Source organism: Robertkochia aurantiaca, from assembly GCF_020166495.1.
In the GTDB taxonomy this organism is placed as follows: domain Bacteria; phylum Bacteroidota; class Bacteroidia; order Flavobacteriales; family Flavobacteriaceae; genus Robertkochia; species Robertkochia aurantiaca.
On sequence record NZ_JAINZS010000005.1, the window covers coordinates 1 to 24613 of the forward strand.

General features: G+C 44.9%; 24 protein-coding genes. 17 read left to right on the forward strand and 7 right to left on the reverse strand.

The annotated features are described in order from the left end of the window. Nucleotides 1-255: 255 nt before the first annotated feature. A complete protein-coding gene (locus K7R10_RS08780) occupies nt 256-399 on the reverse strand; it encodes a hypothetical protein (protein WP_224484329.1) in 144 nt (47 codons plus the stop codon). Between the two features lie 76 nt (nt 400-475). Here K7R10_RS08780 and K7R10_RS08785 point away from each other — a divergent pair, with 76 nt between their 5' ends. The 7 genes from K7R10_RS08785 to arsB all read left to right on the forward strand — a co-directional run bounded on the left by K7R10_RS08785 (nt 476) and on the right by arsB (nt 7187). Beyond that, entirely contained in the window at nt 476-628 is a 153-nt protein-coding gene (locus tag K7R10_RS08785) for a hypothetical protein (RefSeq protein ID WP_224484330.1), read from the forward strand. 207 nt (nt 629-835) lie between these two features. Next, a complete protein-coding gene (locus K7R10_RS08790; protein WP_224484331.1) occupies nt 836-3259 on the forward strand; it encodes a TonB-dependent receptor in 2424 nt (807 codons plus the stop codon). Continuing rightward, on the forward strand, nt 3259-4539 hold the full coding sequence (locus K7R10_RS08795; protein ID WP_224484332.1) for a PepSY-associated TM helix domain-containing protein: 1281 nt from the start codon (nt 3259-3261) through the stop codon (nt 4537-4539). The genes K7R10_RS08790 and K7R10_RS08795 overlap by 1 nt, the downstream gene beginning before the upstream one ends. 99 nt (nt 4540-4638) lie before the next feature. Beyond that, nucleotides 4639-4968, forward strand: a complete 330-nt coding sequence (locus K7R10_RS08800; RefSeq protein WP_224484333.1) for an ArsR/SmtB family transcription factor — start codon at nt 4639-4641, stop codon at nt 4966-4968. Between the two features lie 44 nt (nt 4969-5012). Beyond that, nucleotides 5013-5483: a DUF6428 family protein gene (locus K7R10_RS08805; protein ID WP_224484334.1), complete on the forward strand. Its 471-nt coding sequence runs from the start codon at nt 5013-5015 to the stop codon at nt 5481-5483. Nucleotides 5484-5511: 28 nt separating this feature from the next. Beyond that, complete coding sequence (locus K7R10_RS08810) at nt 5512-6135, forward strand: low molecular weight phosphatase family protein (RefSeq protein WP_224484335.1); 624 nt, start codon at nt 5512-5514, stop codon at nt 6133-6135. Continuing rightward, the gene (gene arsB / locus K7R10_RS08815) at nt 6132-7187 is read left to right on the forward strand and encodes an ACR3 family arsenite efflux transporter (protein WP_224484336.1); all 1056 of its coding nucleotides are present in this window, start codon (nt 6132-6134) and stop codon (nt 7185-7187) included. Before K7R10_RS08810 ends, arsB begins: the two co-directional genes overlap by 4 nt. Before the next feature lie 59 nt (nt 7188-7246). Here arsB and K7R10_RS08820 read toward each other — a convergent pair whose 3' ends face one another. Together K7R10_RS08820 and K7R10_RS08825 are read right to left on the reverse strand one after the other, a co-directional pair. Next, complete coding sequence (locus K7R10_RS08820; RefSeq protein WP_224484337.1) at nt 7247-7435, reverse strand: hypothetical protein; 189 nt, start codon at nt 7433-7435, stop codon at nt 7247-7249. A 29-nt stretch (nt 7436-7464) separates the two neighbouring features. Continuing rightward, entirely contained in the window at nt 7465-7632 is a 168-nt protein-coding gene (locus K7R10_RS08825) for an adenylosuccinate synthetase (protein ID WP_224484338.1), read from the reverse strand. An 87-nt stretch (nt 7633-7719) separates the two neighbouring features. Here K7R10_RS08825 and K7R10_RS08830 point away from each other — a divergent pair, with 87 nt between their 5' ends. The 5 genes from K7R10_RS08830 (at nt 7720) to K7R10_RS08850 (ending at nt 12252) form a co-directional block, all read left to right on the forward strand. Then, nucleotides 7720-8568, forward strand: a complete 849-nt coding sequence (locus tag K7R10_RS08830) for a ChaN family lipoprotein (protein WP_224484339.1) — start codon at nt 7720-7722, stop codon at nt 8566-8568. A 58-nt stretch (nt 8569-8626) separates the two neighbouring features. Beyond that, nucleotides 8627-8827, forward strand: coding sequence for a hypothetical protein (locus K7R10_RS08835; RefSeq protein WP_224484340.1), 201 nt, complete (start codon nt 8627-8629; stop codon nt 8825-8827). Between the two features lie 59 nt (nt 8828-8886). After that, nucleotides 8887-10293 carry an amidohydrolase family protein gene (locus tag K7R10_RS08840; RefSeq protein ID WP_224484341.1) on the forward strand — a complete coding sequence of 469 codons (1407 nt, stop codon included), beginning with the start codon at nt 8887-8889 and terminating at the stop codon, nt 10291-10293. Nucleotides 10294-10397: 104 nt separating this feature from the next. Next, entirely contained in the window at nt 10398-11765 is a 1368-nt protein-coding gene (locus K7R10_RS08845) for a S41 family peptidase (RefSeq protein ID WP_224484342.1), read from the forward strand. A 172-nt stretch (nt 11766-11937) separates the two neighbouring features. Further along, entirely contained in the window at nt 11938-12252 is a 315-nt protein-coding gene (locus K7R10_RS08850; protein WP_224484343.1) for a hypothetical protein, read from the forward strand. A 673-nt stretch (nt 12253-12925) separates the two neighbouring features. Here K7R10_RS08850 and K7R10_RS08855 read toward each other — a convergent pair. Further along, a complete protein-coding gene (locus tag K7R10_RS08855; protein ID WP_224484344.1) occupies nt 12926-13225 on the reverse strand; it encodes a GIY-YIG nuclease family protein in 300 nt (99 codons plus the stop codon). Between the two features lie 694 nt (nt 13226-13919). Between K7R10_RS08855 and K7R10_RS08860 the strand changes: the two genes are divergently transcribed. Together K7R10_RS08860 and K7R10_RS08865 are read left to right on the forward strand one after the other, a co-directional pair. Further along, nucleotides 13920-15077, forward strand: coding sequence for a hypothetical protein (locus K7R10_RS08860; protein WP_224484345.1), 1158 nt, complete (start codon nt 13920-13922; stop codon nt 15075-15077). A 90-nt stretch (nt 15078-15167) separates the two neighbouring features. After that, nucleotides 15168-15410: a carbon-nitrogen hydrolase family protein gene (locus tag K7R10_RS08865; protein ID WP_224484346.1), complete on the forward strand. Its 243-nt coding sequence runs from the start codon at nt 15168-15170 to the stop codon at nt 15408-15410. Between the two features lie 53 nt (nt 15411-15463). Here K7R10_RS08865 and aceA read toward each other — a convergent pair whose 3' ends face one another. Continuing rightward, a complete protein-coding gene (gene aceA, locus K7R10_RS08870) occupies nt 15464-16741 on the reverse strand; it encodes an isocitrate lyase (protein WP_441295794.1) in 1278 nt (425 codons plus the stop codon). A gap of 89 nt (nt 16742-16830) precedes the next feature. Next, nucleotides 16831-18429, reverse strand: a complete 1599-nt coding sequence (gene aceB / locus K7R10_RS08875; RefSeq protein WP_224484348.1) for a malate synthase A — start codon at nt 18427-18429, stop codon at nt 16831-16833. A 119-nt stretch (nt 18430-18548) separates the two neighbouring features. On the opposite strand from aceB, the gene K7R10_RS08880 reads away from it, so the two are divergent. Both K7R10_RS08880 and K7R10_RS08885 read left to right on the forward strand, forming a co-directional pair. Continuing rightward, complete coding sequence (locus K7R10_RS08880) at nt 18549-20048, forward strand: helix-turn-helix domain-containing protein (RefSeq protein WP_224484349.1); 1500 nt, start codon at nt 18549-18551, stop codon at nt 20046-20048. A gap of 41 nt (nt 20049-20089) precedes the next feature. After that, complete coding sequence (locus tag K7R10_RS08885) at nt 20090-21049, forward strand: TolB family protein (RefSeq protein WP_224484350.1); 960 nt, start codon at nt 20090-20092, stop codon at nt 21047-21049. Nucleotides 21050-21104: 55 nt separating this feature from the next. Here K7R10_RS08885 and K7R10_RS08890 read toward each other — a convergent pair whose 3' ends face one another. Next, the gene (locus tag K7R10_RS08890; RefSeq protein WP_224484351.1) at nt 21105-22490 is read right to left on the reverse strand and encodes a TlpA family protein disulfide reductase; all 1386 of its coding nucleotides are present in this window, start codon (nt 22488-22490) and stop codon (nt 21105-21107) included. A gap of 177 nt (nt 22491-22667) precedes the next feature. Between K7R10_RS08890 and K7R10_RS08895 the strand changes: the two genes are divergently transcribed. Continuing rightward, entirely contained in the window at nt 22668-24230 is a 1563-nt protein-coding gene (locus K7R10_RS08895; RefSeq protein WP_224484352.1) for a M28 family peptidase, read from the forward strand. The last annotated feature ends 383 nt before the right edge of the window (nt 24231-24613 follow it).

Below are 24613 nucleotides of genomic sequence, written 5' to 3' on the forward strand. Positions count from 1 at the left end.
GAGCTGATTCAAAGCATCCTCGAAGAGTTGCTCCAACTCACTTTTTGGGGTTGTTTTCTTGTTTGACATCGTGTACATAAGTTATTGTTTTAATTAATACCTATGACACACTTTTTTGAACAGTCTCACCATTCCTAATTCATCATTCATCATTCACAATTCACAATTCACAATTCACCATTCACCATTTAACATTTACCATTCCCCCTTCCCTATTTACCGATGTACCGATGTACCTACGTACCTATTTCCCTGCTACATCTCCTTCCGGAAGAGCAATATGCTGATGGCAAAAAAACCGATTCCGGTCAATGCCGGAGGTAAAATATTTCTGGTATACCCGATATAAAGCATGGCGGCTCCCAGTAAGATCAAAATGATGGCGACCAGTCGTTTCATAAGTTTTAGCTTTTGGTTTCCATGAATTTACACTTTTTTTGCCTTGAAACGAAGGCTTCCTATATTATAGATACATATGAAGTGGACTAATAAACAGATCAATATCGCCATACTTCTGGCCGGACTGCTGGTAACGGTGATCGGACTGGTAACCGGTTGGTACCTTTTCATTTTTCTCTATCTGCCTCTTGGCATGCTGTTCAGAAGAAATAAAAACGACCGGGATTAAAGCCTGTATTGAACAGTTGAAATGTTACTCCAAGTATCATCTTACCTCAACTTATATTCAAATCCCCGGAAAGTTTTAAAAATCACAAATACGCATTTCCCTGAAAGTCAATCATTTTATCCCCGGATACAAAATTCACTTACATTTCATTTTATTTATATTTGGTCTAAATAAGAATAGCCAATATATTTGCCTCAAAAAAACAAGATGAAATACAGAACTAACCTTCTCAGCTTACTCTTATTCTTCACAGCATTTATCACTTACGGACAGCACCTGGTCAAGGGAAAAGTAACCGATGAATCGGGAGCCGCTCTTCCCGGAGCCACTGTTTTGCTTGACCAACAGGGAACTACTACAGATTCAAACGGCTATTATGAATTTGAAAATGTTTCTTCCGGGCAACATCAGGTCGTGGTCAGCTATATCGGGTTTAAAACCCAGGAAAGACAGATCAGTCTGCAACGTAGCCGGAACAACCTCGATTTCGTGTTGATCGAAGACAGCACTCAATTACAGGAAGTTGAGATTACCGGTCGTCGCAACACCACCTACAAGAATGAGGTATCATTCGCAGCGACGAAAACCGCAACTCCTATCAAAGATACCCCTCAGGCCATCAGCTATGTGACCAAAGAGGTAATGGCCGATCAACAGGCATACCGCGTGAACGATATCATGAAAAACATCAGTGGTGCCAATTTATTCTCCTATTACGATGATTTTACCTTCAGAGGATTTCGTTCAGGAGAAACCCTCATCAACGGACTCAGAGTAGTTGGTCTTTTCGGTCCGCAGCCCATCCTGGCAAATATTGAACGTGTAGAGGTGATCAAAGGACCTGCCTCAGCTATGTTCGGGAATTCCATACCCGGCGGAATCATGAACCGGGTAACTAAAAAGCCCCTGGCAGAAGACCGAAAGGCTATTAACTTCACCCTGGGAAGCTTTAACACCCTTCGTACCACCATGGATTTCACCGGGGCGGTAAACGAGAACGAAACCTTGTTATACCGACTGAATCTGGCCTATGAGAACAGCGACAGTTTCAGAACACTTCAGGAATTCAAATCCTGGATGATCGCTCCTTCCATTTCCTTTCTTCCTACCGATAAGACCCGGATCAACTTCGACCTGGTGCTTACCAATTTCGACGGAAAGCTGGACAGGGGTCAGCCCATATTCGGTGCCACTGCCGGTACCGATCTCAATTCAACGCCCATTTCATTTGCCATTGCGCAGACCAATGACTATCAAAGAACAGATGTCAACTATGCCACTATTTCACTCAACCATACTTTTAACGACCAACTTTCATTCAACGCCTCGTACATGCGGTATCTCTTCGATGAAGACCTGCTGGAACACAGAACCTCTAATCAGTTTGCCATAGACGGCAACGGAGATCCCATACCCACTTTGATGGGAATGCAGGTGATCAATCGCCAAAGAGAACTTCTGGCCGATAACCTGTCGACTTATTTCGTATATAAAGCCAACACAGGCGGGCTGGAACATAAGGTAGTTGCCGGGGTTGACTATATCGAGCAAAGACAACCGGCAGGTGGCGGACAGGCCAGAGCCCGCGGATATCGTACGGTCGACGGTGGCGTTACCACAAACACTTCCAATCCGGATATTTTGCTGAAAGATGAAAACGGGATCCCGGTTCCCAATGTACCCCACTTCAATCTGCAAAATCCCCAATACACAGTAGCTCAATTAAGCGACTATGAATTCGACCAGGGCAGCTTTACCCCTACCAGGTATTATTCTTATGGGGTCTATATTCAGGACCAGATCAGGTGGAATGACTGGCAGTTTCTTATCGGGGGAAGACAGGAATTCTATACCGATGTAAATAAAGCAGATCAGCCCGATGAACTGAAAACACAACAGCAGAAATTTCTCCCGCGTGTAGGCGTGGTGTATACCTTAAATCCGGCCCTGAACCTTTACGGAACGTATACAGAAAGCTTTCAGCCTCAGGGAGTGGCCGCACAGAACAATCCGAATAACGGCGGACCCTTCGATCCTCTTTCCGGTCAAATGGTGGAATTCGGTGCGAAAGGTGAATTCTTCAACGGACTGTTGGCTGCAAATCTCGCCGTTTATCAAATAGATAATAAAAATATCCTGGTGAACGCCAATGACCCGCTCAACCCTGAATTACTCAGGCAACGCGGCGCAGAACGTTCTAAAGGAGCCGAAGTAGATATCAATGGTAGGATCCTGCCAAACTTCACCCTCACTGCAAATTACGCCTATAATGTCGCAGAGATTACAGAAAGCGATAATGAGGAGGAAGTGGGCCGTATCAAAGAAAATGCACCTCAGCACCAGGGTGGTCTTTTTGGAAAGTACACGATTCAGGGAGGTGCCCTTGACGGACTCGCCATTACAGGAGGAACCAACTTTGTGACCGAAAGGAATACCTTTGCAGAAGAATTGCAATTACCGGGCTATATGCTGGTCGATGCAGGACTTTCTTACAGGGTAGACAAGTTCAATATTTCACTGCTGGTTAATAACCTGCTGGATCAGACTCACTGGGTGGGTGGCTATGATTATGTAAGGTTGTTCCCGGGAGCCCCACGAAATTACCTGCTAAGTGTTGGCTATTCATTCTAATGATAAGAAGATTCAAAAAACAGGCATTCCGGCTGCACGGCTGGATAGGTATCAAGTTGGGCATACTGTTCTTTACAGTATGCCTGACAGGTACTATAGCTACCCTTAGCCATGAATTAGACTGGGTTTTCAATTCAGAGATCAGAGCCACGCCTCAACCTGAACTGGTGGGGCGAAACGCTATATTGGCCAATCTCAGAGAAGCCTATCCGGAAGGTAAAATTGAATACTGGATGAGGCCTGAGGAAGCCTATCTCTGTGACATCGTGTATGTACGTACTAACGGCATTCGGGAATATGTCTTTACAAATCGATACACCGGCGAGGTTCAGGGGTCTTCGCGACTGACGATACAGCGATTTTTCCGGGATTTTCATTATTTCCTTTTCATACCTTTTCAGATAGGTCATTTCACCGTGCTGCTATTCGGCTTTCTATTATTCTTCTCGTTAATAACCGCTCTGATATTTTACAAAAAGTGGTGGAAAAAACTGTTTGATCTAAAGCGCGGTAAAAACACACTTGTTCTTTTAAGGTCACTGCACCGACTCGCAGGTTTATGGTCCATCCCCTTTACCATTATCTTCTCCCTGACCGGTATCTGGTATTTTCTGGAAAGATCCAATGCCGGCGGCCTTTCTAAAGAGGTCAATCCGGCGTTTCCGAAAATCGAATCCAGAGCATCATCCTCTTCCAAGCCCGAAAATCTTACATTTGAAATCGACTATGATAAGGCCACAGAGATAGCGCAGCAGGCCATACCCGGACTTAGAGTTACCGACATCGTTCCTCCCCAGAATGAACAAGTCCCTATCTATATTACCGGAAAAACCGATGTGCCTTTGGTAAGATCACGTGCCAACCGGGTTTACCTTGATCCCTATTCCTATGAAAAAGTGGAAATACAAAAGGCAGATTCAATCAGTAACCTTATGTGGCTTAATGATATCGCAGACCCTTTACATTTCGGATATTGGGGTGGCTTAATAACTAAAATCATCTGGTTCATTTTCGGTCTTGGAATCACTTCATTGGTTTATTCCGGTTTATGGATCAGTATCAAACGCAAATATGCCAGGAATCAACGGTCTGCCCTCGGAGCATGGAAGATTTTCAATTGGTCTGTAATGGGACTCATATTTATACTCATGAATATAGTACTCATTAAACAATATCAGATTTTCATCCAAACCCTGATCGCCATTGACTTGTCATTCATCCTGGTAACATGGCTCCTTACCTGGACATTCAACCTTAGTATCAGAAAGACCGGAAGATGACACATAAGATCTTAGATAAGTTATTTAAAAGAAATATGTAAAAAAATTATATCCGTATTTACCTTTATCGTAATATTGCAATAAATAAATGAACCCAAAATGGGAGTTACCAAAACCGAAATATTTACCGAAGAGCAGAACCGTCTCTCACAGATCGCCAAAGCACTGGCTCATCCTGCACGGATAGCTATTCTGCAACATCTCTTTAAGATCAACTCCTGCGTTTGTGGAGACCTGGTTGAGGAGATCGGTCTGGCACAACCTACCATCTCCCAGCATTTAAAAGAATTAAAACGACTGGGTTTTATAAAAGGAACCGTGGAAGGCACGAGCGTTTGCTATTGTATCGATACAGATAACTGGCGATCCATGCGAAAAATGCTTTTCAATTTCCTTGACCGCGACAACCCGATTGAGAATTGCTGTTAAAAAATTTGAAACTATACATTGTAACATTGCGATAAAACGATCATATGAAACTTTCAGAAATAAAAAAACATCTTAATACCCTGGAGACCATCAGTTTTAAATTGCCTTCAGGACAACTGGTACCCGAGCACTTTCATGTAACCGAAGTGGGCCGCGTTAGCAAACATTTCATCGATTGCGGAGGGACCGAGAGGAAAGAAGATAAAATCAATTTCCAACTTTGGGAAGCAGACGACTACAACCACAGACTGCATCCCGAAAAACTGCTCGCGATCATTGAGCTTTGCGAGAAGAGGCTCGGTCTGGAAGATCTGGAAATAGAGGTCGAATACCAGGGTGAAACCATTGGGAAATATGCGCTTGCTTTCGATGGCACTTCGTTTCTTCTTACTTCGACCCTCACCGATTGCCTGGCAAAAGATGCCTGTGGCATTCCCCAGGAAAAACCGAAACTCAGACTCAGCGATCTGCAAAAATCAGAGAATAGCTGTGTTCCCGGAAGCGGCTGTTGTTAATTCTCCCTGTAAAGATAAACCCTGAACAATGAATAACCTCTACCCTGCTGTACAGGCATATATCGAACAACTCGATACGGAAAACATATCTTCTGACAGAAAGGATATATTAGATGAGATCATCGGCTCACTCCAGAGCCTCCTTAACAAAGACAAGGGCCTGAACCTTACTTTTGTCTGCACCCACAATTCGAGAAGAAGTCATCTTTCACAGGTCTGGGCACAAACCATGGCCCATTATTTTGAAACGGAAAGAGTCTATTGCTATTCTGCCGGAACAGAAAGTACTGCCCTTTTCCCTGTGGTTGCAGAAACTCTTAAAAAGCAGGGGTTAACCATTGTCAAACTGAGTGAAGGGAAGAATCCGGTTTACAGCATCAAATCCGGCCCGGGCATCAAGCCGGTGATCGGGTTTTCAAAAACACTTGACCATCCATACAACCCTGAAAAGGGCTTTGCCGCTATTATGACCTGCTCTTCTGCTAATGAATCATGTCCCTTTGTTCCGGGAGCTTCTGCGAGACTGGCCCTTGAATACGAAGATCCGAAGGCATTCGACGGCACACCCCAGCAATTGGAGAAATACGAAGAGAGAAGCAAACAAATTGCCACAGAATTAAAATATATCTTTTCAAAACTTACCGTATCATGAAAAAAATGAGCTTTTTAAACCGCAACCTGACCCTGTGGATATTCCTGGCCATGGCGGTCGGTGTCGGGATGGGATATTTCTTTCCGGGTATTGCAGATCGCATACAATCGATGAGCACGGGAACTACCAACTGGCCTATTGCGCTGGGACTCATCCTGATGATGTATCCACCCCTGGCCAAAGTAGATTATAAGTTGCTCCCCAAAGTGTTTAAAAACACAAAAATTCTTTCCATTTCCCTTCTGCTGAACTGGGTGATCGGCCCGCTTCTGATGTTCGTTCTGGCGATTTTGTTTTTACGGGACGAACCGGAATATATGGTCGGGCTGATACTTATCGGACTGGCCCGTTGTATTGCCATGGTGCTGGTTTGGAACGACCTGGCTGAGGGAAGTCCTGAATACGGAGCCGGTCTTGTAGCCCTGAACAGTATCTTCCAGGTGTTTGCTTACAGCTTCTATGCCTGGATCTTTATAACCAAACTACCCCCTCTTTTCGGGTTTGAAGGTGCCATCGTAGATATTTCGATCGCAACCATAGCAGAAAGCGTTGCCATATACCTTGGGATTCCTTTTGTTATGGGATTGCTGAGCAGGCTGATACTGGTGCCTGCAAAAGGCAAGTCATGGTACGAAGAGCAGTTTTTACCTGCCATAGGGCCAGTAACCCTGGTAGCCCTTTTGCTCACTATTGTTTTGATGTTCTCATTAAAGGGAGAACTTATCGTGACCATCCCGCTAGATGTAATCAAGATCGCCATCCCACTGTTGCTCTATTTCCTGATCATGTTTTTTATCGGCTTCTTTATCAGCAAGGCCAGAGGCGCTTCATACGATAAAAATGCAGCTATTGCCTTTACGGCAGCCGGAAACAACTTCGAGCTGGCTATAGCGGTTGCCATAGCCGTATTCGGCCTTAACAGCGGACAGGCTTTTGCCGGAGTTATAGGTCCACTGGTTGAGGTACCTGCACTTATCTTACTGGTCAGGGTTGCCTTCCGTCTAAAAGAAAAATATTACGATAAGCCGTCGTACAGCAAAAACCTGAACTAGCTCAATCTCTATATTTATTTACCTGGCCGCCCTCAAAATACAATTAAAGGGCGGCTTTTTTATTTGCGTCGCCGTCTTTTCCATAACTGCCTCCAAAGAACATACAGAAAGATCAGAGCCAATGGTACCAGTATCCAGAAAAGCAGATACTGATCGGTGGTAAGATCTCCCTCACCGCCGGTGACTGAGTCTGTGGTTTCAGAGGTAGTCTGTAAAATGAACGAACAGATGAGGTCTGAGAATGCCATCGGTTTATTTGTTTAAATGTATGTCGTACTTAGCTGTTTCTGCGGCCACGACGCCATAAGATGTAAAGAATCAGTAACAGAACGGGTATCACAATATAGATCAGGATGTCACTTGTCGAAGTGAGATCGATGGGATCGTTATTGTGTGGAGTGGGTATTTCTCCCGGAGTCTGAATGAACCACATAGCTTTAGACATTTTATTCCCTATAATTTACGAATTTCAGGGCGACTGACAGAAAATCAGTAATGATTTTATTTACTTTAGTTTTTAAAACCATTTCAAATGAGAATAATACTTGTCCTGCTCCTTATATGTGCTGTGAGTTTAACCCATGCCCAACCGGAGCCCTACGAAATTTTCAATGCCAAAGGTAAAAAGGTCTCCTACCGTAAAATGCTTCACAGACTGGAGGATCAGCAAGTTATTCTTTTCGGGGAATTGCATAATAACGCCATCGCTCACTGGCTGCAGGTGGAAGTGACCAAAGATCTCGCCTCGCGCAGAAACATCGTTCAGGGAGCAGAAATGTTCGAAGCCGACAACCAGGAAGCGATAGATAAATATCTGAAAAAAGAGATCGACCAGAAAGGCCTGGATACCCTGGCCCGCCTTTGGCCTAACCATAAAACAGATTATGCTCCTCTTCTGGACCTTGCCAAAGAAAACGATCGCAAATTTATCGCCACCAATGTACCGCGCCGCTACGCCAACAGGGTTTATCGTTACGGATTTAAAACCCTTGACTCTCTGCCTGAGGAAGAAAAATCATGGATCGCACCCTTACCCATAGCCTTCGACCCCGATCTACCAACATATCAGAACATACTGAAGATGATGGGTGACCATGGAAGCGAAAAGCTGGTGATGGCCCAGGCGATAAAAGATGCCACTATGGCGCATTTCATCCTTGAAAATATCGAAAGCGACAAGGTATTCATTCATTATAACGGCGCCTACCATTCTGACTTTTACGAAGGTATTCTCTGGTATCTCAATAGAGAAAACCCCGATCTGAAGTTCAGCACTATCTCAACCGTTGTTCAGGAAGAACTTTCTTCTTTGGAAGATGAACATCTGGGAAAAGCTGATTTCATCATCGTTGTAGACAGCGATATGACAAATACCTACTAAGAGTAGGTTTTTTCACTTCGTTCTGATAATTTAGTATTCTAATCCAAATCTAAACACCATGAAAAATTTTTGTCTGATTCTCATTTTGGGAGCCTTTATGCTTACGGGATGCCGCTCTTCAGTAGCCATCTTTGGCAAAGGACCGGGACATGCGCCTCCGGGACAGGTTAAAAAAGCCACAGGAGCACAGTCGGCCAAGGAATACGCCCCGGGCCAGCAAAAAAACAAGAACAAAAACAAGAATAAGAATCAATATTGATTTTATCAGAGCCTCCTTAGAAAAGAGGCTTTTTTTATTTCCAAATTAAAATCGTGTTTATGCAACATCTCCCGGCACTGCTTATTTCTTTAGCCCTCTTCGCCCTGTCGAGCTGTAGTTCAGAACCTGAAAAATATGATCTGGTTATCACAGGGGTTCATGTGGTCGATATCGAAGAAGACCGCATATTACCCAATCAGTATGTAGCCATTACAGATAACCGCATCCAAAGAACGGCTATGATGGATTCTCTGGTACTGGCCAATGACCAGCGCATGCTTGACGGTGAAGGCAGATATGTAATGCCCGGGTTATGGGATAACCACGTTCATTTCAGGGGCGGTGATAGTCTGGCCGGTGAAAACAAGGCGCTACTGCCTCTTTTCCTGTATCACGGGGTTACGACCGTGCGTGATGCCGGGGGTGATCTTGCTCCACAGGTGATTTCATGGAGGAATGCCATTGCTGCCGGAAAACTCGATGGCCCCAATATCTTTACGCCGGGATATAAGATCGACGGCGCCCAACCTGCCTGGCCGGGATCGCTGAAGGTTACAGATGAAGCCTCACTTGAAAGAGCCCTGGATTCACTGGAATCAATGGAAGTCAATTTTATCAAAACCTATGACGGCAGCCTGACCCCGGAGATGTATTATGCCACCATAGACGCAGCTCTTGAAAGAGGTTATAAGACAACGGGGCATATGCCTCTGAATGCCGACCTGAGAAAAGCCATCGAAACAGGGTTGAAGGGAAGTGAACATCTTTACTATGTTCTGAAAGCCGCTGCCGATTCTCTGAAGAGAGCCGAAAACGCCAGTTATAAGGCCGATTACCTTACTTCGCTGGTAAGGCATTATGAGGAGGAATCAGCCCGGGAAATTTTTAGGCTTCTGGCTGAAAATGAGGTGTATGTCACCCCTACCCTCTATATCGGTAAAGTACTTTCCGAACTGGCAGATACAGATCACAGTCAGGATCTTTTGCTCGACTATATAGGTGAAGGTATTCAACAAACGTATAGCAGGCGCCTGGAAAGTGCTCTACGGGCAAAAGAAGCCGGCAACAATTCAAGAGAAATACTGCTTGAAGAAGGGTTTAAAAAAATGATCCTTCCCATGTTTGAATCAGGTGTTGAGATTCTCTCCGGATCTGACTGCGGACCTTTCAATTCATATGTCTACCCGGGTTCTTCGCTGATTGAGGAAATGAAAATGTTAGGTGAATGTGGTCTTCTGCCCTATCAGGTATTGGCCACCTCGGTGATCAACGGTCCGGCCTTTTTCGAATTACAGGAGTTTTACGGTTCCGTGGAAAAAGGGAAAGTTGCCGATCTCATTCTTTTAGATGCCAACCCGCTGGAAGATATCGCAAACCTGGAAACACTTTCTATCGTTATTAAAGGAGGTAAGGTAATGGGTGAAAACGAATTAAAAACCATGGTCGAACAGGCTAAAACACCTTGATTATCAAATTATTATGATTATATTTACAGGTACCTGACTTATTATCTTTCAAATCGTTGCTACTTATGACTATGGAGTAAATCAACCATTAGCCATATGAAGTAATGAAAAAAGTGTTTTCCGGCCTGCTCCTGGCCACATCACTTACCTTTCTTAACGCACAGGATTTTACCCGACAGCAGGTTACTGAAGAACTCTCTTTTCTAAGGGAAGAGATCATTAGGCTTCAACCGGGTTTACAAGTCTTTACTCCCACATTCGAACAGGAATCCCGGTATTTGATTCAAAAAATCACGTCTCCCTGTGATACGATCGGTTTGTATGCAAAAGCATCACGGGTGGCAGCCCTTGCCGGTGAAGGACATTATACAATAGGAAATTGGCATGATGCTGTACACAAGGGCTTTTTGAATAACCGGTACCGGTATTTCCCATTTACCATACGTTTACTGGGACATCGAATGTATCTCTGGCATAATTACAGCGGTGATCAAAGTCTTGAAAAGGGCCGGGAGATCCTGGCAATTAACGGTCAGAATATCACCGAGATCATCAACCTGCTCAGTGATCATATCCCGGCAGACGGTAAAAATTCATCTTTCATCAGGGAAGAGATATCAAGAGGTTTTCAGTGGATGTATTATTTGTTCATAGCTACACCGGATACATTTAGGCTGCTGTTTGACGATCAGGAAGAAAAAGTGATTCCGGCATTGAAACGATCAGAGATGATAAGGAACTACAGGAAGGACAAAAATATGGTCTCTTCAGAATCCACTATCAATAAAAATGAGGTGTATGAACTGATTTTACATAAAAATCATGCCTTATTGAGACTGAAAACCTTCGACCGGTATAGCATAGAAAAACAAAATTTACACGCAAGGACCTTCTACGAAGATCTTTTCAGAAAACTTCGGTCTCAACAGCTGAATAATCTGATCATCGATCTCCGGGGGAATATGGGAGGCCTGCATGAATTTGCCTTTGAGATACTCTCCTTTGTAAAAAGCCACACTTCCATGCCTTACTTCAAAACCACGGTTCCCAAAGAGGGGAAGCAGATCTCCTACCCCTTTCCTCCAAAGGAACCATTGAGCTGGGAAGGAAAAATCTATGTGCTTGTCAATGGGCTCACCTATTCGGCTGCTGCGTCGATGGCCCGCTATCTCAGAGAATACTGCCATGCCGTTATCATAGGTCAGGAAACAGGGTCCAGGTATGAAGGATTTGCCGCAGGAGCCCGTGAAATGATCGTATTACCGCATTCAGGCATCCATATCGGTGTTCCCAAATACGCTACTTTCTTTCCTCCCTCTCAAAGACAGACGGAAGGACTTGGAGGAATGTATCCGGATATCTTTGTTGAGCCGGGCATAGATGACTTATTGTCGGAGGTTGATCCCGAACTGGATACCGCCTTGCGACTTATCTATACAGAATCACCTATGCTTAGCAGTGCGCAGAACTGAGGTTACTCACCTGACTTTTCGTATCTTCAGTTTCATGAAAACCATACGTCTTTTTAATAATCACATACTTCTTACAATATGCTTACTACCGCTTTTTTTTATTAGCTGTCAATCTGAGAGTGAACAGGATCAGGTTAACTGCGGAGAAGTGGTTTGCACCCTGGAATTCAGAATGATTCATATCAAAATTCGTAATGCGGAAGGAGGTGCCGTGGCCCTTGACAGTTACAGGGTTGTACGAAAAGATAACGGCTCAGATCTGGGTCTTGAACCTGAACAAACAGCTATTCAAAATATGCGGGAAACAGGAGAATACCTGCTGATCGACGATTCTTTTTCAGAACAGTTACGAAATTCTGAACAGGTAGTTAAGTTCGAAGGGTTTAAAGATGGTGAGATGATCGTTTCCGAAGACTATACTGTCGGAGCCGACTGCTGCCATGTACGCCTGATTAGCGGGAACCCTGAGTTGGTGATTAGAGGTTGATCCAATCTACAGGCTCCCTTCGACAAGCTCCCTTCGACAAGCTCCCTTCGACAAGCTCAGGGTGACATCCGGTTACAATTACACTTCTCACACTAGCATGATCGCAGGGTCACACTGAGCAGCGTCGAAGTGCGACCCGCTATCCAATTTGTATCACATCATATCACCTTAGGATATGTTTCCAAAAACAGCACCCCTTCGACAACCCCGATACTTCGGGGCAGGGTGACAACACATTATCACTTCACCGTTGACAAAGGCTGACAGCAGGGTCACACTGAGCTGCGTCGAAGTGCGACCCGATTGCTATTTATACCTAACCTATTAAATATCATATTTAATGACTATGAATGAAGCTTTCTACGGCAGGCTCCCTTCGACAAGCTCCCTTCGACAAGCTCCCTTCGACAACCCCGATACTTCGGGACAGGGTGACATCCGGTTACAATTACACTTCTCACACTAGTATGATCGCAGGGTCACACTGAGCTGCGTCGAAGTGCGAGCTGCTATCCAATTTGTATCACATCATATCACCTTAGGATATGTTTCCTAAAACAGCACCCTTTCGACAACCCCGATACTTCGGGACAGGGTGACATCCGGTTACAATTACACTTCTCACACTAGCATGATCGCAGGGTCACACTGAGCAGCGTCGAAGTGCGACGCGCTATTTATTATTTTTATTGTAAGGCTTTGATAATTCTTTGAGCAAATTGAAATCTCCATTAATCAATGCTTCCTTTTTCTTTCGACGCCAACCTTTCACCTGCTTCTCAAAGCTTATTGCCTGCTTCGGATCTGAAAATTCCTGGACCCAAACCAGCTTAACGGGGCGCCTTGAATATGTATATGAAGTGTATACTTTCCCATCATTATGTTGCATTACTCTTTTATCTACATCAGATGTAAATCCCGTATAAAAGGATCCGTCAGAACATTCGAGGATGTATACATAATAGAATCTCAACTTGCATTTATTGTGCTTAACAGAAAGCTGTGAATATTAATCAATATAAATCTATAGAAATTATTCTATATCATGATGGTTTCAGTCTAAAAGTCTTTATCGAACGGATAAAAAAATCAATTTCAACTCAGCCGTGATACCCCTTCGACAACCCCGATACTTCGGGGCAGGGTGACAACGCATTATTACTTAACTATTGGCAAAGCCTGACAGCAGGGTCACACTGAGCAGGGTCGAAGTGCGACCCGCTAACCAATTTGTATCACATCATATCACCTTAGGAAATGTTTCCTAAACAGCACCCTTCGACAAGCTCCCTTCGACAAGCTCAGGGTGACAACGCATTATTACTTAACTATTGGCAAAGCCTGACAGCAGGGTCACACTGAGCAGGGTCGAAGTGCGACCCGCTATCCAATTTGTATCACATCATATCACCTTTGGATATGTTTCCAAAAACAGCACCCCTTCGACAACCCCGATACTTCGGGGCAGGGTGACAACACATTAACACTTCACCGTTGACAAAGGCTGACAGCAGGGTCACACTGAGCAGCGTCGAAGTGCGACCCGATTGCTGTCTTCTCTTTCTATATCTCCCTGAAACGACCGGAAAAACAAACTAAAAAAACTCAAACCGTACGCTTAACCCCTTGAAATCAAATAATATGTATCTTCCATAAAAAATTAAGCTTTGAAATCGCATCTTTCACTCTTCAGCCATTTTATCTTTCTGCCTTTGGCCGTTTTACTGTTTTTCTCTTGTAATAACGACGATCTGAATGATTCACCAGACTCACGAGTATCTCCTGAACTCACCCTGATAGGCTACCTTCAGGGGTCAGTGGTACAAGCAGACCTAACCGAAAACGGAAATCCATTTACCCTAACCGATCACAGCGCGATCAATGGCGTTCCCGCTTCGTTTCTCAGGTACGATCTGTATGCAGAAAGGATCTCGTTCTACAGCAGAATCCCAGAAAACTTCAGAAGCTGGGACATTTTTTATGATGCTCCTGAAGGGACTTATTACGAAAGCTTCTGCTCTTTCAACCCGGAAGACATTTTGCTTTACCCTCTTTCATCGGCTGAAAAATTGATAGCGGTAACAGGAACTCCCATCACCGAAAATCTCAGAGAAATCGCGGTTTATTTACGCGATAAGCAGGAATCTGAATGTGTGCGGCTGACTGTTGGCAATACGGCATTTTTCGAATACAGCGCCATCACCGAAGGAGAAAACCTGTATATCGGGTATCTTGATGAAACCGGAAATACCGTGATCACAAAAATCGATCTGACTACCCTCGAGGGGGTCTGGAATATCAACCTGGGAGTTCAGGAAAGCTTCAAGGCCACCCTGGATCAGGACCGTATCTATTTCTTTCTTTCCGGTAATGAGCTGGAAGTGAGATCAACTCAATCAGGAGAATTGATAAGCAGAAAATCGCTCAACTCAGTAAATCTGGATATGCCACAAGGTTTCTTCAGGACTGCCATTTACAACGACCAGATACTGTTGCGCAGTGTGAATCCGCAACCTAACCGGTTTCCCTATTCCCCGGTGATTCTCGATATTAATACACTTGAAATGAATTATCCAAGTGAGAACGATCTCAGCAACAGGATATCAAATGACCTGAAGGGCATGCTCCCTGCCGGCAAGATGCTTGTCGAGCTCAGCTTACCTTATACGGTCGATCTGAGCAATGACCTGGTTATTTACAGCTGTACCTTCAGCAACGGAAGCGAAAACAGCTCGGGAGTGGTTATAAGTGATCTGCAGGGTACGGTTTTCGATTATTTTGATTTAGGATTATCAATGACCATTGGTGAAATTCTCGTTCGGTAATTAACAACATTAAGCATTAGGCGATAAAAATAGGCATGGCACACATGGCCCCTGTATGCCTGGATAAAAAACACCCCTCATTAGGAGAAAATGATGAAGGCCCTTCCCGAAATCCTTGCCGAAGGGGGCTCGTTAATCGCCTCCCCCGATGGTGAATGGCTCATGCCTCGACTAAGGAATGATCAAAAACTGATCACCGCTGAACTGACCATCCGGAAGGTCATTGAAGAGAGACAAAATTTTGATCCGTCGGGTCATAATTCGAGACCTGATGAGATCCAGCTATCAGTGAATAACTCCCGGCAGTCAATACTGAAAAAGCTTAAATATTAAAACCGGAAGCCACAACTGTCTCATGTCGCTTCCGGTTAGGAATAATTATATAATCAGAATTGAGCTACTTCGGTAGATCCCTTCATGGCCACGGTGGCAGACCTGCCACAGGTGATGACCGATTGTACAGCATCAAAATAGGTAGTTCCCACGAAACTCTGATGTTTAACCGCTCTGAATCCATCTTTCTGAAGTGCAAACTCCCTTTCCTGTAATTCAGAATACCCGGCCATTCCACGATCTTTATAGGCTCGCGAAAGCTCGAACATACTGGTGTTCAGCGCATGAAAGCCGGCCAGGGTAATAAACTGAAATTTGTAACCCATGGCTGCGAGCTCTTCCCTGAAGGTCTCCATTTCAGCCACAGAAAGTTTAGCTGCCCAATTAAATGAAGGGGAACAGTTGTATGCCAGTAATTTACCCGGATACTGTTCATGTATGGCTTCGGCAAAGGCTTTGGCCTGTGCCAGGTCCGGGGTGGAGGTTTCCATCCATAGGAGGTCTGCGTAAGGCGCATATGACAGCCCTCTGTCGATTCCCTGCAGTATTCCGTTCCTTACATAGAAGAAACCCTCATCTGAGCGTTCGCCGGTTAAGAACTTACGATCCCGCTCATCGATATCTGAGGTCAGCAAAGAAGCTGCGTCTGCATCTGTACGGGCAATGATCAGCGTTGGTACATTCATGACATCAGCAGCCAGTCTGGCGGCCACCAGTTTAGCGATAGCTTCTGATGTGGGTACGAGTACCTTACCACCGAGGTGACCACATTTCTTGGCTGAAGAAAGCTGATCTTCAAAGTGCACTCCGGCTGCACCGCTTTCTATCATGCCTTTCATCAGTTCAAAGGCATTTAGGTTCCCACCGAAACCCGCTTCAGCATCGGCAACGATGGGCACCAGGTAATCCTTAATGTTTTCACGACCTTCCAGGTGTTGTATCTGATCGGCCCTCATCAGGGCATTATTGATTCGCTTCACTACCATGGGTACGCTATTGGCAGGATAAAGGGACTGGTCAGGGTACATTTGGCCGGCAAGGTTGGCATCTGCCGCAACCTGCCAGCCGCTCAGGTATATGGCTTCGAGTCCGGCCTCAACCTCCTGAACGGCCTGGTTGCCTGAAAGTGCACCCAGACCGGCCACAAAGGGCTTTTCATTCAGTTTTCTCCAGAGGGTTTCTGCACCTCTGCGGGCCAGGGAATGTTCAACGGTTACACTTCCTCTGAGTTTCAATACGTCTTCTGCCGTATAGGGCCGTTGAATGCCTTTCCAGCGAGGATCGTTTTTCCATTGTTCGGCCAATGCCTTTACTTCTTTTTGGGTTTTCATCATTTAAAAATTTCGGTTAAAAATTGAATAAAGTATTCCTGTCCGCCCGAGACGGATCGATTAAAAAAGGTGTCAAATTAATATTGGATTTATGCCAGGTACCTGTAAGCCTTTAAAGTGAGAAAGTCTTTAAAACTGTTGCATAGCACCAGTTCATGAAAGATCTCGATCGCCTTTTCAAGATGATCAGCGGCAATTCCGTGTTTTGCCATATAGTGCCGAACCCTGGCGAGTTCCTTATCAAATAGCAATTGATAGCAGGCATCGTCAAAATGCTTCCCCGAATCCAGCCTTGCCGACCGATGATACCACTGCCATAACTGGGCACGGCAGATCTCGGCAGTCGCCGCATCTTCCATCAGATTATAAAGGGCTGCTGCTCCGTTTCCGTTCAGCCAGCAAACCAGGTAAAGCAGTCCTACATTTATGTTCAGGCGAACCCCGGCCTCAGTGACAGGCCCGTCGGGCTCTTCAAGCAAATCTGCTGCGCTGATCGTACCGAATTCGACCGGTTTTTCGATCTGATTGGCATCGGGCATATGCTTATCAAATATTTTCCGGGCAACCGGCACCAAAGCCGGATGGGCTACCCAGGTTCCGTCGTGCCCGTCTGTAACCTCACGCAACTTGTCTTTTTCAACCTTGGCCAGGGCTTCCCTGTTGGCATTTTCATCACCTTTTACAGGTATTTGTGCAGCCATTCCGCCGATTGCATGTATACCCCGGTTATGACAGACCTGAATAACCCTTTTGGAATAGTTTCTCATAAAAGGGGTTTCCATAGTGATCAAAGACCGGTCAGGTACGATCCCGATCTGGTTCCTTAATTTTTTGATGTATGAGAAAATATAATCCCACCGGCCACAGTTTAAACCGACTATGTGATCCTTCAGCTCATAAATGATCTCGTCAAGCTGAAACGAGGCGGTAATGGTTTCGATAAGTACCGTGGCTTTAATGGTTCCCGTGGGGAGCTCCAGATAATCTTCGGTAAAGTCGAAAACATCGTTCCATAGTCTTGCCTCCAGGTAATGCTCCAGTTTGGGCAGGTAGAAATAAGGACCTGTCTCTCGTTTTACCAACTCCTTCGCATTATGAAATACATACAATCCAAAATCGGTCAGGGAGGCAGAGGCCATTTCCCCATCGATAAATATATGCCTTTCATTCAGATGCCAGCCTCTTGGTCTGACGATCAGGGTTGCGGTGTTATCATTAAGCCGGTACTTTTTACCGTTATCGGGATTTTCAAAGCTGATCTCCCGTTTTACAGCATCGATCAGGTTCCGCTGGCCCGAGACAATATTTTCCCATGAAGGCGCAGTACTGTCTTCAAGATCTGCCATATAGCAGCTCGCGCCGGAATTCAGGGCATTGATCATCATCTTCCGGTCGGTGGGTCCGGTGATCTCAACCCTGCGGTCAAGCAGATCAGCCGGAATGTTCCCAACCCTCCATTGGGAAGAACGTATATCGGCGGTTTCAGGAGGAAATTCAGGACGTTTCCCCTCGTCAAACAACAGTTGATCGGTTTCACGCCTATGCAGTAATGAAAGCCTTTTCGGATTAAATCGGCGGTGTAAAGCTACCAGAAATGCCTGTGTCTCCTGGGTGAGCAGATCTTGACAGTTGTCTTCAGGTGCGGCAATTTCGAGCTCTTGGTTTTTGGTTGTCAGTGTTTTAAACATGTGGTTGCATTTTGTCTGTACAAGAATAGAAACAAAATTTCAATAAAACAAGCGAACGTTCGCTAAATCGATAAAGTTCGTTAATTTTGGATATTCGCTAAAGAGTTTATCTTTGGTGTATGCAAATAGAAGAAGAGTACATACGGTTGATATTCGGACTAAAACTGAAGCAGCTGCGAACAGATAAAAACCTTTCATTATATGGCCTGTCAAAGCTATCAGGGCTCTCAAAGTCATATCTGAACGAGATCGAGAACGGTAAGAAATACCCCAAACAAGATAAGATCCTCATCCTTTCACGTTCACTTGGGGTCTCGTACGACGAGCTTGTATCCTTAAAACTGGATAAGAACCTGGCTCCGGTTGGAGAAATTCTGGAATCAGGTATATTAAAGGAAATACCTCTTGAACTCTTCGGAATAGCCGAAAATGACCTGATCAGTATCATTTCAAATGCACCTACCAAGGTCAACGCCTTTATCAGCACCATAATTGAGATTGCGCAACATTATAATGTGGGGATCGAGGGCTTTTACCTGGCCGCCCTGCGGTCATACCAGGAAGCTGAAAACAACTTCTTCCCAGAGTTGGAAGAAGCGGCCGTACGTTTTGCAGAAGCCTATCAGGTAGACCTGTCAAAGCCGATAAAGTCTGAAGAACTGGCTGCCATATTGCAGGAAGAATACGGTTACACCATTATGGAACAAGGTATCGCGAATGATCCCATGCTGGATAATCTGCGTTCAATCTTTGTGCCATCCAGCAAACGCCTTCTGTTGTCAACCGAAATCGATGAAACACAGAAACTCTTTATTTTCGGCAAGGAGATCGCCTACAACTTTTTAAAGCTCAGCGTACGTCCGTATACCTTCAGCTGGATCACTTACAACAGCTTTGACGAAGTACTGCATAATTTTCGTGCCTCTTACTTCTCAGGAGCCCTGGTTGTACCCCGGGATCAATTGAGTCAAAAACTGGAAAACCTGCTTCATCAGGATACGTGGAGCGATACGAACTTCCTGGAATTACTTAACGGTTTTAACGCCTCTCCTGAAACGGTTTACCAACGACTCACCAATATTCTTCCTAATGATTTTCGATTCAGGAACCTTTTCTTTCTGCGCTTTACGCATAAAAAGGGAGATGCCCGTTACTACCTGAACAAGGAATTGCATATTACACACCAGCAGGAACCACAGGCTAACGAATATAATGAGCATTATTGCCGCAGATGGATCTCAATCAAAACTCTCCATCAAATCGAAAACCAGCCGAAAGATCACCATTTTGACTCGCAGATATCGGTATACGAAAACGGCAGCCGTTACCTGGTGCTGTCATCGGCTACCCCTGACCCCTTCAGATCAGATCACTACAGAAGCATCAGTCTGGGCATCCTGCTTACCGACAGGGTGTTAAAGCAGTTCAAAATTCTGAATGATACCGCAAAACCTGAAATAAAGGTGGGAATTACCTGTGAAAGCTGCAGTATCAGTGATTGTGAATTGAGGGCAGCCCCACCCCGCAGGCTTCAGAAGGTCAAGCGGCATCAGGAAACCGAAGAAAGGGTGGCGGCACTGATGAAAGCACATGCAGGCAAACCTGAGGAGAAAGCCTGAAAACCGATATTTTTGGTAACTTAGGAGTATAGTACACCGGCATGATGATCAAAACCTTTAATATCCTCCTTATTTTTCTGGTTTTTCTTTTTTCCCTCGGAGGCTGTAAAAAGCATAAAGAAGCCAGGGTGAACGGTACTGATCCCGCCGAGCTGATTGTTGAAGACCTGGTATACATCTCAGATAAGTCAGGGAGTTTCGACATCTACCGAAATACCTTGCATGGTCAGAAAGAGAGCCGCATCACCAGTGCGACTGGCTGGGAGTGGTTTCCGCAATACGTGCCGGCAAAGAACATCGTTGTCTATAATAGTATGGATACCACCGGCGTTTTCCGCACTATGGCCATGAGTCTGAAAGGTGACACTATCGTAAATTTCCCGAAGCTGAGTCTCCCCGAAATTCGAATTTCTGATGAAGGTAGATGGATCGCCTACGTACGGCAGAAGAACAAGGATACTTCAAATATCCTGATTGCTCCTCTCTACCGGCTGGGTGACAGCCTGCAGGTAACGCATGATGAGGGCTATAACGGGCGTCCCGTTTGGTCTCCCGATTCAAAAAACCTTGCTTTTATTTCAGATCGTACGGGTACAAACGAAGTTTACCTTTTCGACATGCAAACCAAACAGGTTAGAAGGGTGACCAAAAATAACAAAAGAGAAAAATACATGAGTTGGAGACCCGACGGGAAATTGCTGGGGGTAACCATGGAAAATGAAAGAGGCATAAATGACATTTATGTTATCGACTTCAAGAACCAACGCACCGAAAGGCTAACCGACACCCCTTATAGTGAGGAGGAGATAAGGTGGTCTGATTCGGGAGATAAAATTGCCTATCATTCCAAAATTGATGATCGTGACGATATCTATGTGCTGAAATTGAAATCTGACACCCTGGCCATCGATTCTATTTGGAAAGTGACCGACAGCAAGGCTTATTACGGGGAACCGGAGTGGATCTGCACCGATTCCTGCCGAAGCAGACTTAACAAGTGAAAAGCCTGTCCCCCTAAAAGGAACAGGCCATATTTCCCAAAAGGGTGGTATCATTTCAGATATCCAGTTCTTCAAAAACCTTTCTGATCTCTTCGCTTGAAGGTCGTGGGGCATTATAATTTACAATATTTCCCTGGGGGTCGATAAGAATGAACCTGGGAATACCTTTTATCAGGTAATCTTCCACCCATTCAGATTCCCACGCATTGTCGGCCAGCAGCTGAATCCCTCCAAGTTCTCTTTCCTTCACCATTGTTTTCCATTTCTCATATGCATCTTCGGTATCTATCGAGACACTGACGAATTGAATGGGTTTATCATGATAATCAGCTTCCAGTTCCTTCAATGAAGGAATTTCTCGTAAACAAGGCCCGCACCAGGTAGCCCAGACGTCTATATAGACATACTTTCCTTTAAGGTCATCTAAGGAAGTGGTTCCGCCTGCATGGTTCTCGTATGCTACAAATTTCGGTGAAGGCCTTCCCTCAGAAACACGTAAGAGCGCCTCGTGATCTGCCCTGACATGCTTTTTATAAGTCTCATCAGTGGCATACTTGTCGTAAGTCTGATAATAGCGCTCAGGGTCTCCACTAAAGCTCATGTAAATGCGGGCTGCATCATACAATAAGGCATTTTTGATTTTCTCATTCCTGTTAGCCGATACCTCCTCCAGAAATGCAATATCCTGAGCGATCGTACTGTCTTTTGCGGTTTTCTTTATCGCCAGATCCCGATAAGAAGACTCTAATAAAGACTTATAGGCAGGTGAAAATTCAAAGGCTGACTGGTCTTCCATATCCAGAGTGTCAAGGCCCCGTAAAAAGCCTTCTGACACTTCAAATTCATCTTTCTTCGTGTAGTATGGATGGTATTGAGGGTATTTTTGTATCTCACCGAGATATTCGTAGGCAAGGTTCTTTTCTTCCTTCTTCTTAAAATCGGAATCCAATTCCACGATTGCGTTCAGCTTCTCTTTCTGGGCTTCCTTTACAGCTGTGATTCTTTTGAGGAATTCATCCTCGCTTAACATATAGTGGTTGGTATCACCAATTATTTCCTTCTGTATTTCTGACTTTTGCTGCAGGTAATTATTGATTGCAGCTCCCTTACCGGTAATTCGAAGGGTCTTTTCAAAGTCATTCATATCAACTGTAATGTCCAGGTTGGCGCCGTCAGAGAAATACAGGGGAATACGCTTTCTTCCGGCTATAAGATTTACTTTTTTTCCCGACATTTTCAGGGTATCAGAAAAGCTGCCGTCATCTTGTAAGGCAATGGTATCAGCTGGTGAATCTGCTAAGGATCGCGAAAGATCATATACCAGGAGATACGGGGCTTCGGTATGGGTGACGTTTCCGGAAACGATCACTCCATTGGTGGGTTCCTCTGTGTTGCAGGCCATCAAGGCGATGCCACTCAGAGCCAGAATGGTTTTTTTCATATTTAAGGTTACTTGGTTATATCACAGGTAAAAGTAAGAATAATTGCGAACACCTGCTGTCACCCCCTCATTTAGCGGTTCCGATCGATAATTTATCTCAGCATTTTAGAAAACTTTATATATAAAATACTCTTCCATACCCTATATTTGACCAACTTCAACATCAAAATACTACGTATGAAAATTGTCATCTATGCTGCAGCCTTGCTCACAATCGGCTGTAACAGCGCCCAGCAAAGCAGCAGTAAGAGCACTGCAGGTACAGAAGGAAAAGAGGCTTACAGGGTCTCCTACGCCAACTCTATCACAGAGGAAGAATTAAAGGAGCATTTATTCACCTATGCCTCAGATGAATTCCGTGGAAGAGAAACGGCCACGGAAGGAGAGCGTATCGCTACTGATTACCTGAGAGACTTTTATAAAGATCAAAGCATCAATCCGGGTGCAGGAGAAAACGCATATTTCCAAAAAGTGCCGCTGGTGATGAATTCAGTTCCTGAAGGAACGCTAACCATTGAAGGAGAAACCCTGGAGCAGGGTGAGGATTTCATCATGTTTTCGGCCGTTCCCAAAAGCGAATATGAACTGGTTCATGCCGGTTACGGGATCGAAAGTTCAGAATACTCAGATTATGCCGATATGGATGTGTCAGGAAAAGTGGTAATCGTTTACGGAGGTGAACCCCGTAAGGAAGATGGCACTTATTTACTGACCGGCAACAATACCCCTTCAGACTGGTCAAACTGGCGTGAAACCCTTTCTGACCGTATAGAGATCGCGTCAGAAAAGGGCGCAGCCGGCATGATCTATGTCGACGATGCTTACTTTAACAGGGCTTCCGGACGTTATAAATATTACCAGCAGGCAGATCACGGTGGCAGCATGCAGCTGAAAAAAGACACAGATAAAGTCGCCCTTGTTTTCATGTCAACTGAAAAGGCCACAGAGAAACTTGCTGTAGAGGCTGAAAAACCTAAAGGGGATACCGGCAAAACTTTATCATTTGACCTGAAGAATACGAACCAGGAATTGTTCGGCAACAATGTCGTCGCAGTAATTGAAGGAAGCAGCAAACCCGAAGAGTATGTGATCTTATCGGCACACCTCGATCATGTCGGAATAAATTCAGAGGGAGAAATTCATAACGGAGCCGACGACGACGGGAGCGGAACCGTAGCCTTACTGGAAATAGCTGAAGCATTCAAAGAAGCTAAAGATGCCGGTCACGGCCCTGAAAGAACCGTTGTCTTTTTACATGTTACCGGTGAGGAAAAAGGACTTTTTGGCTCTGAGTATTATACCGATAACCCGGTATATCCACTGGAACAAACCGTAGCCAACCTGAACGTTGACATGATCGGCCGGATTGATCCTAAAAGGGATGGCGACCGTAACTATGTTTACCTGATCGGCTCTGATAAGCTCAGCTCTGACCTGCATGAACTATCTGAAGAGGTGAACGAGCGCTTTGCCAATATTACCCTTGACTACAAATACAATGCTGAAGATGATCCGAACCGGTTTTATTACCGCAGTGATCATTACAATTTCGCCAAGCACAATATTCCCATCATTTTCTATTTCAACGGCACCCATGATGATTACCACCGCCCGAGCGACACCCCCGATAAGATCAATTACGATCTGCTTACGAACCGTGCCCGTCTGATCTTTCATACGGCCTGGGAGGTTGCCAACCGACCTGAAAGACCGGTAGTGGATAAAGCTGTTTCGAAATAGAACACGAATTTTTTAAACTTCAGTGACCCCCGATAATATTCGGGGGTTTTTATTTGTAGTCAGGTAGTCAGGTAGTCAGGTAGTCAGGTAGTCAGGTAGTCAGGTAGTCAGGTAGTCAGGTAGTCAGGTAGTCAGGTAGTCAGGTAGTCAGGTAGTCAGGTAGTCAGGTAGTCAGGTAGTCAAAAAAACGTCTTTGCGAACCCCATCCAAATGGGGTGAAGCAATTTTTTAGAGGAAGTCAATAAGTCAGAGGGTTAGATAATTAAAAGGACAAGAGTTCAAATAGTACCATCACACCCCCATAACACCATACCTCCATACCTCCATAACAATAAGTCATGTGAGATGGTGAGATGGTGAGATGGTGAGATGGTGAGATGGTA

Excerpts from the sequence above, each read along its gene's own strand:
- K7R10_RS08780 (WP_224484329.1), bottom strand. The coding sequence starts at position 399 with ATGAAACGACTGGTCGCCATCATTTTGATCTTACTGGGAGCCGCCATG.
- K7R10_RS08785 (WP_224484330.1), top strand. The coding sequence starts at position 476 with ATGAAGTGGACTAATAAACAGATCAATATCGCCATACTTCTGGCCGGA.
- K7R10_RS08790 (WP_224484331.1), top strand. The coding sequence starts at position 836 with ATGAAATACAGAACTAACCTTCTCAGCTTACTCTTATTCTTCACAGCA.
- K7R10_RS08795 (WP_224484332.1), top strand. The coding sequence starts at position 3,259 with ATGATAAGAAGATTCAAAAAACAGGCATTCCGGCTGCACGGCTGGATA.
- K7R10_RS08800 (WP_224484333.1), top strand. The coding sequence starts at position 4,639 with ATGGGAGTTACCAAAACCGAAATATTTACCGAAGAGCAGAACCGTCTC.
- K7R10_RS08805 (WP_224484334.1), top strand. The coding sequence starts at position 5,013 with ATGAAACTTTCAGAAATAAAAAAACATCTTAATACCCTGGAGACCATC.
- K7R10_RS08810 (WP_224484335.1), top strand. The coding sequence starts at position 5,512 with ATGAATAACCTCTACCCTGCTGTACAGGCATATATCGAACAACTCGAT.
- arsB (WP_224484336.1), top strand. The coding sequence starts at position 6,132 with ATGAAAAAAATGAGCTTTTTAAACCGCAACCTGACCCTGTGGATATTC.
- K7R10_RS08820 (WP_224484337.1), bottom strand. The coding sequence starts at position 7,435 with ATGGCATTCTCAGACCTCATCTGTTCGTTCATTTTACAGACTACCTCT.
- K7R10_RS08825 (WP_224484338.1), bottom strand. The coding sequence starts at position 7,632 with ATGTCTAAAGCTATGTGGTTCATTCAGACTCCGGGAGAAATACCCACT.
- K7R10_RS08830 (WP_224484339.1), top strand. The coding sequence starts at position 7,720 with ATGAGAATAATACTTGTCCTGCTCCTTATATGTGCTGTGAGTTTAACC.
- K7R10_RS08835 (WP_224484340.1), top strand. The coding sequence starts at position 8,627 with ATGAAAAATTTTTGTCTGATTCTCATTTTGGGAGCCTTTATGCTTACG.
- K7R10_RS08840 (WP_224484341.1), top strand. The coding sequence starts at position 8,887 with ATGCAACATCTCCCGGCACTGCTTATTTCTTTAGCCCTCTTCGCCCTG.
- K7R10_RS08845 (WP_224484342.1), top strand. The coding sequence starts at position 10,398 with ATGAAAAAAGTGTTTTCCGGCCTGCTCCTGGCCACATCACTTACCTTT.
- K7R10_RS08850 (WP_224484343.1), top strand. The coding sequence starts at position 11,938 with ATGATTCATATCAAAATTCGTAATGCGGAAGGAGGTGCCGTGGCCCTT.
- K7R10_RS08865 (WP_224484346.1), top strand. The coding sequence starts at position 15,168 with ATGATGAAGGCCCTTCCCGAAATCCTTGCCGAAGGGGGCTCGTTAATC.
- aceA (WP_441295794.1), bottom strand. The coding sequence starts at position 16,741 with ATGAAAACCCAAAAAGAAGTAAAGGCATTGGCCGAACAATGGAAAAAC.
- aceB (WP_224484348.1), bottom strand. The coding sequence starts at position 18,429 with ATGTTTAAAACACTGACAACCAAAAACCAAGAGCTCGAAATTGCCGCA.
- K7R10_RS08880 (WP_224484349.1), top strand. The coding sequence starts at position 18,549 with ATGCAAATAGAAGAAGAGTACATACGGTTGATATTCGGACTAAAACTG.
- K7R10_RS08885 (WP_224484350.1), top strand. The coding sequence starts at position 20,090 with ATGATGATCAAAACCTTTAATATCCTCCTTATTTTTCTGGTTTTTCTT.
- K7R10_RS08890 (WP_224484351.1), bottom strand. The coding sequence starts at position 22,490 with ATGAAAAAAACCATTCTGGCTCTGAGTGGCATCGCCTTGATGGCCTGC.
- K7R10_RS08895 (WP_224484352.1), top strand. The coding sequence starts at position 22,668 with ATGAAAATTGTCATCTATGCTGCAGCCTTGCTCACAATCGGCTGTAAC.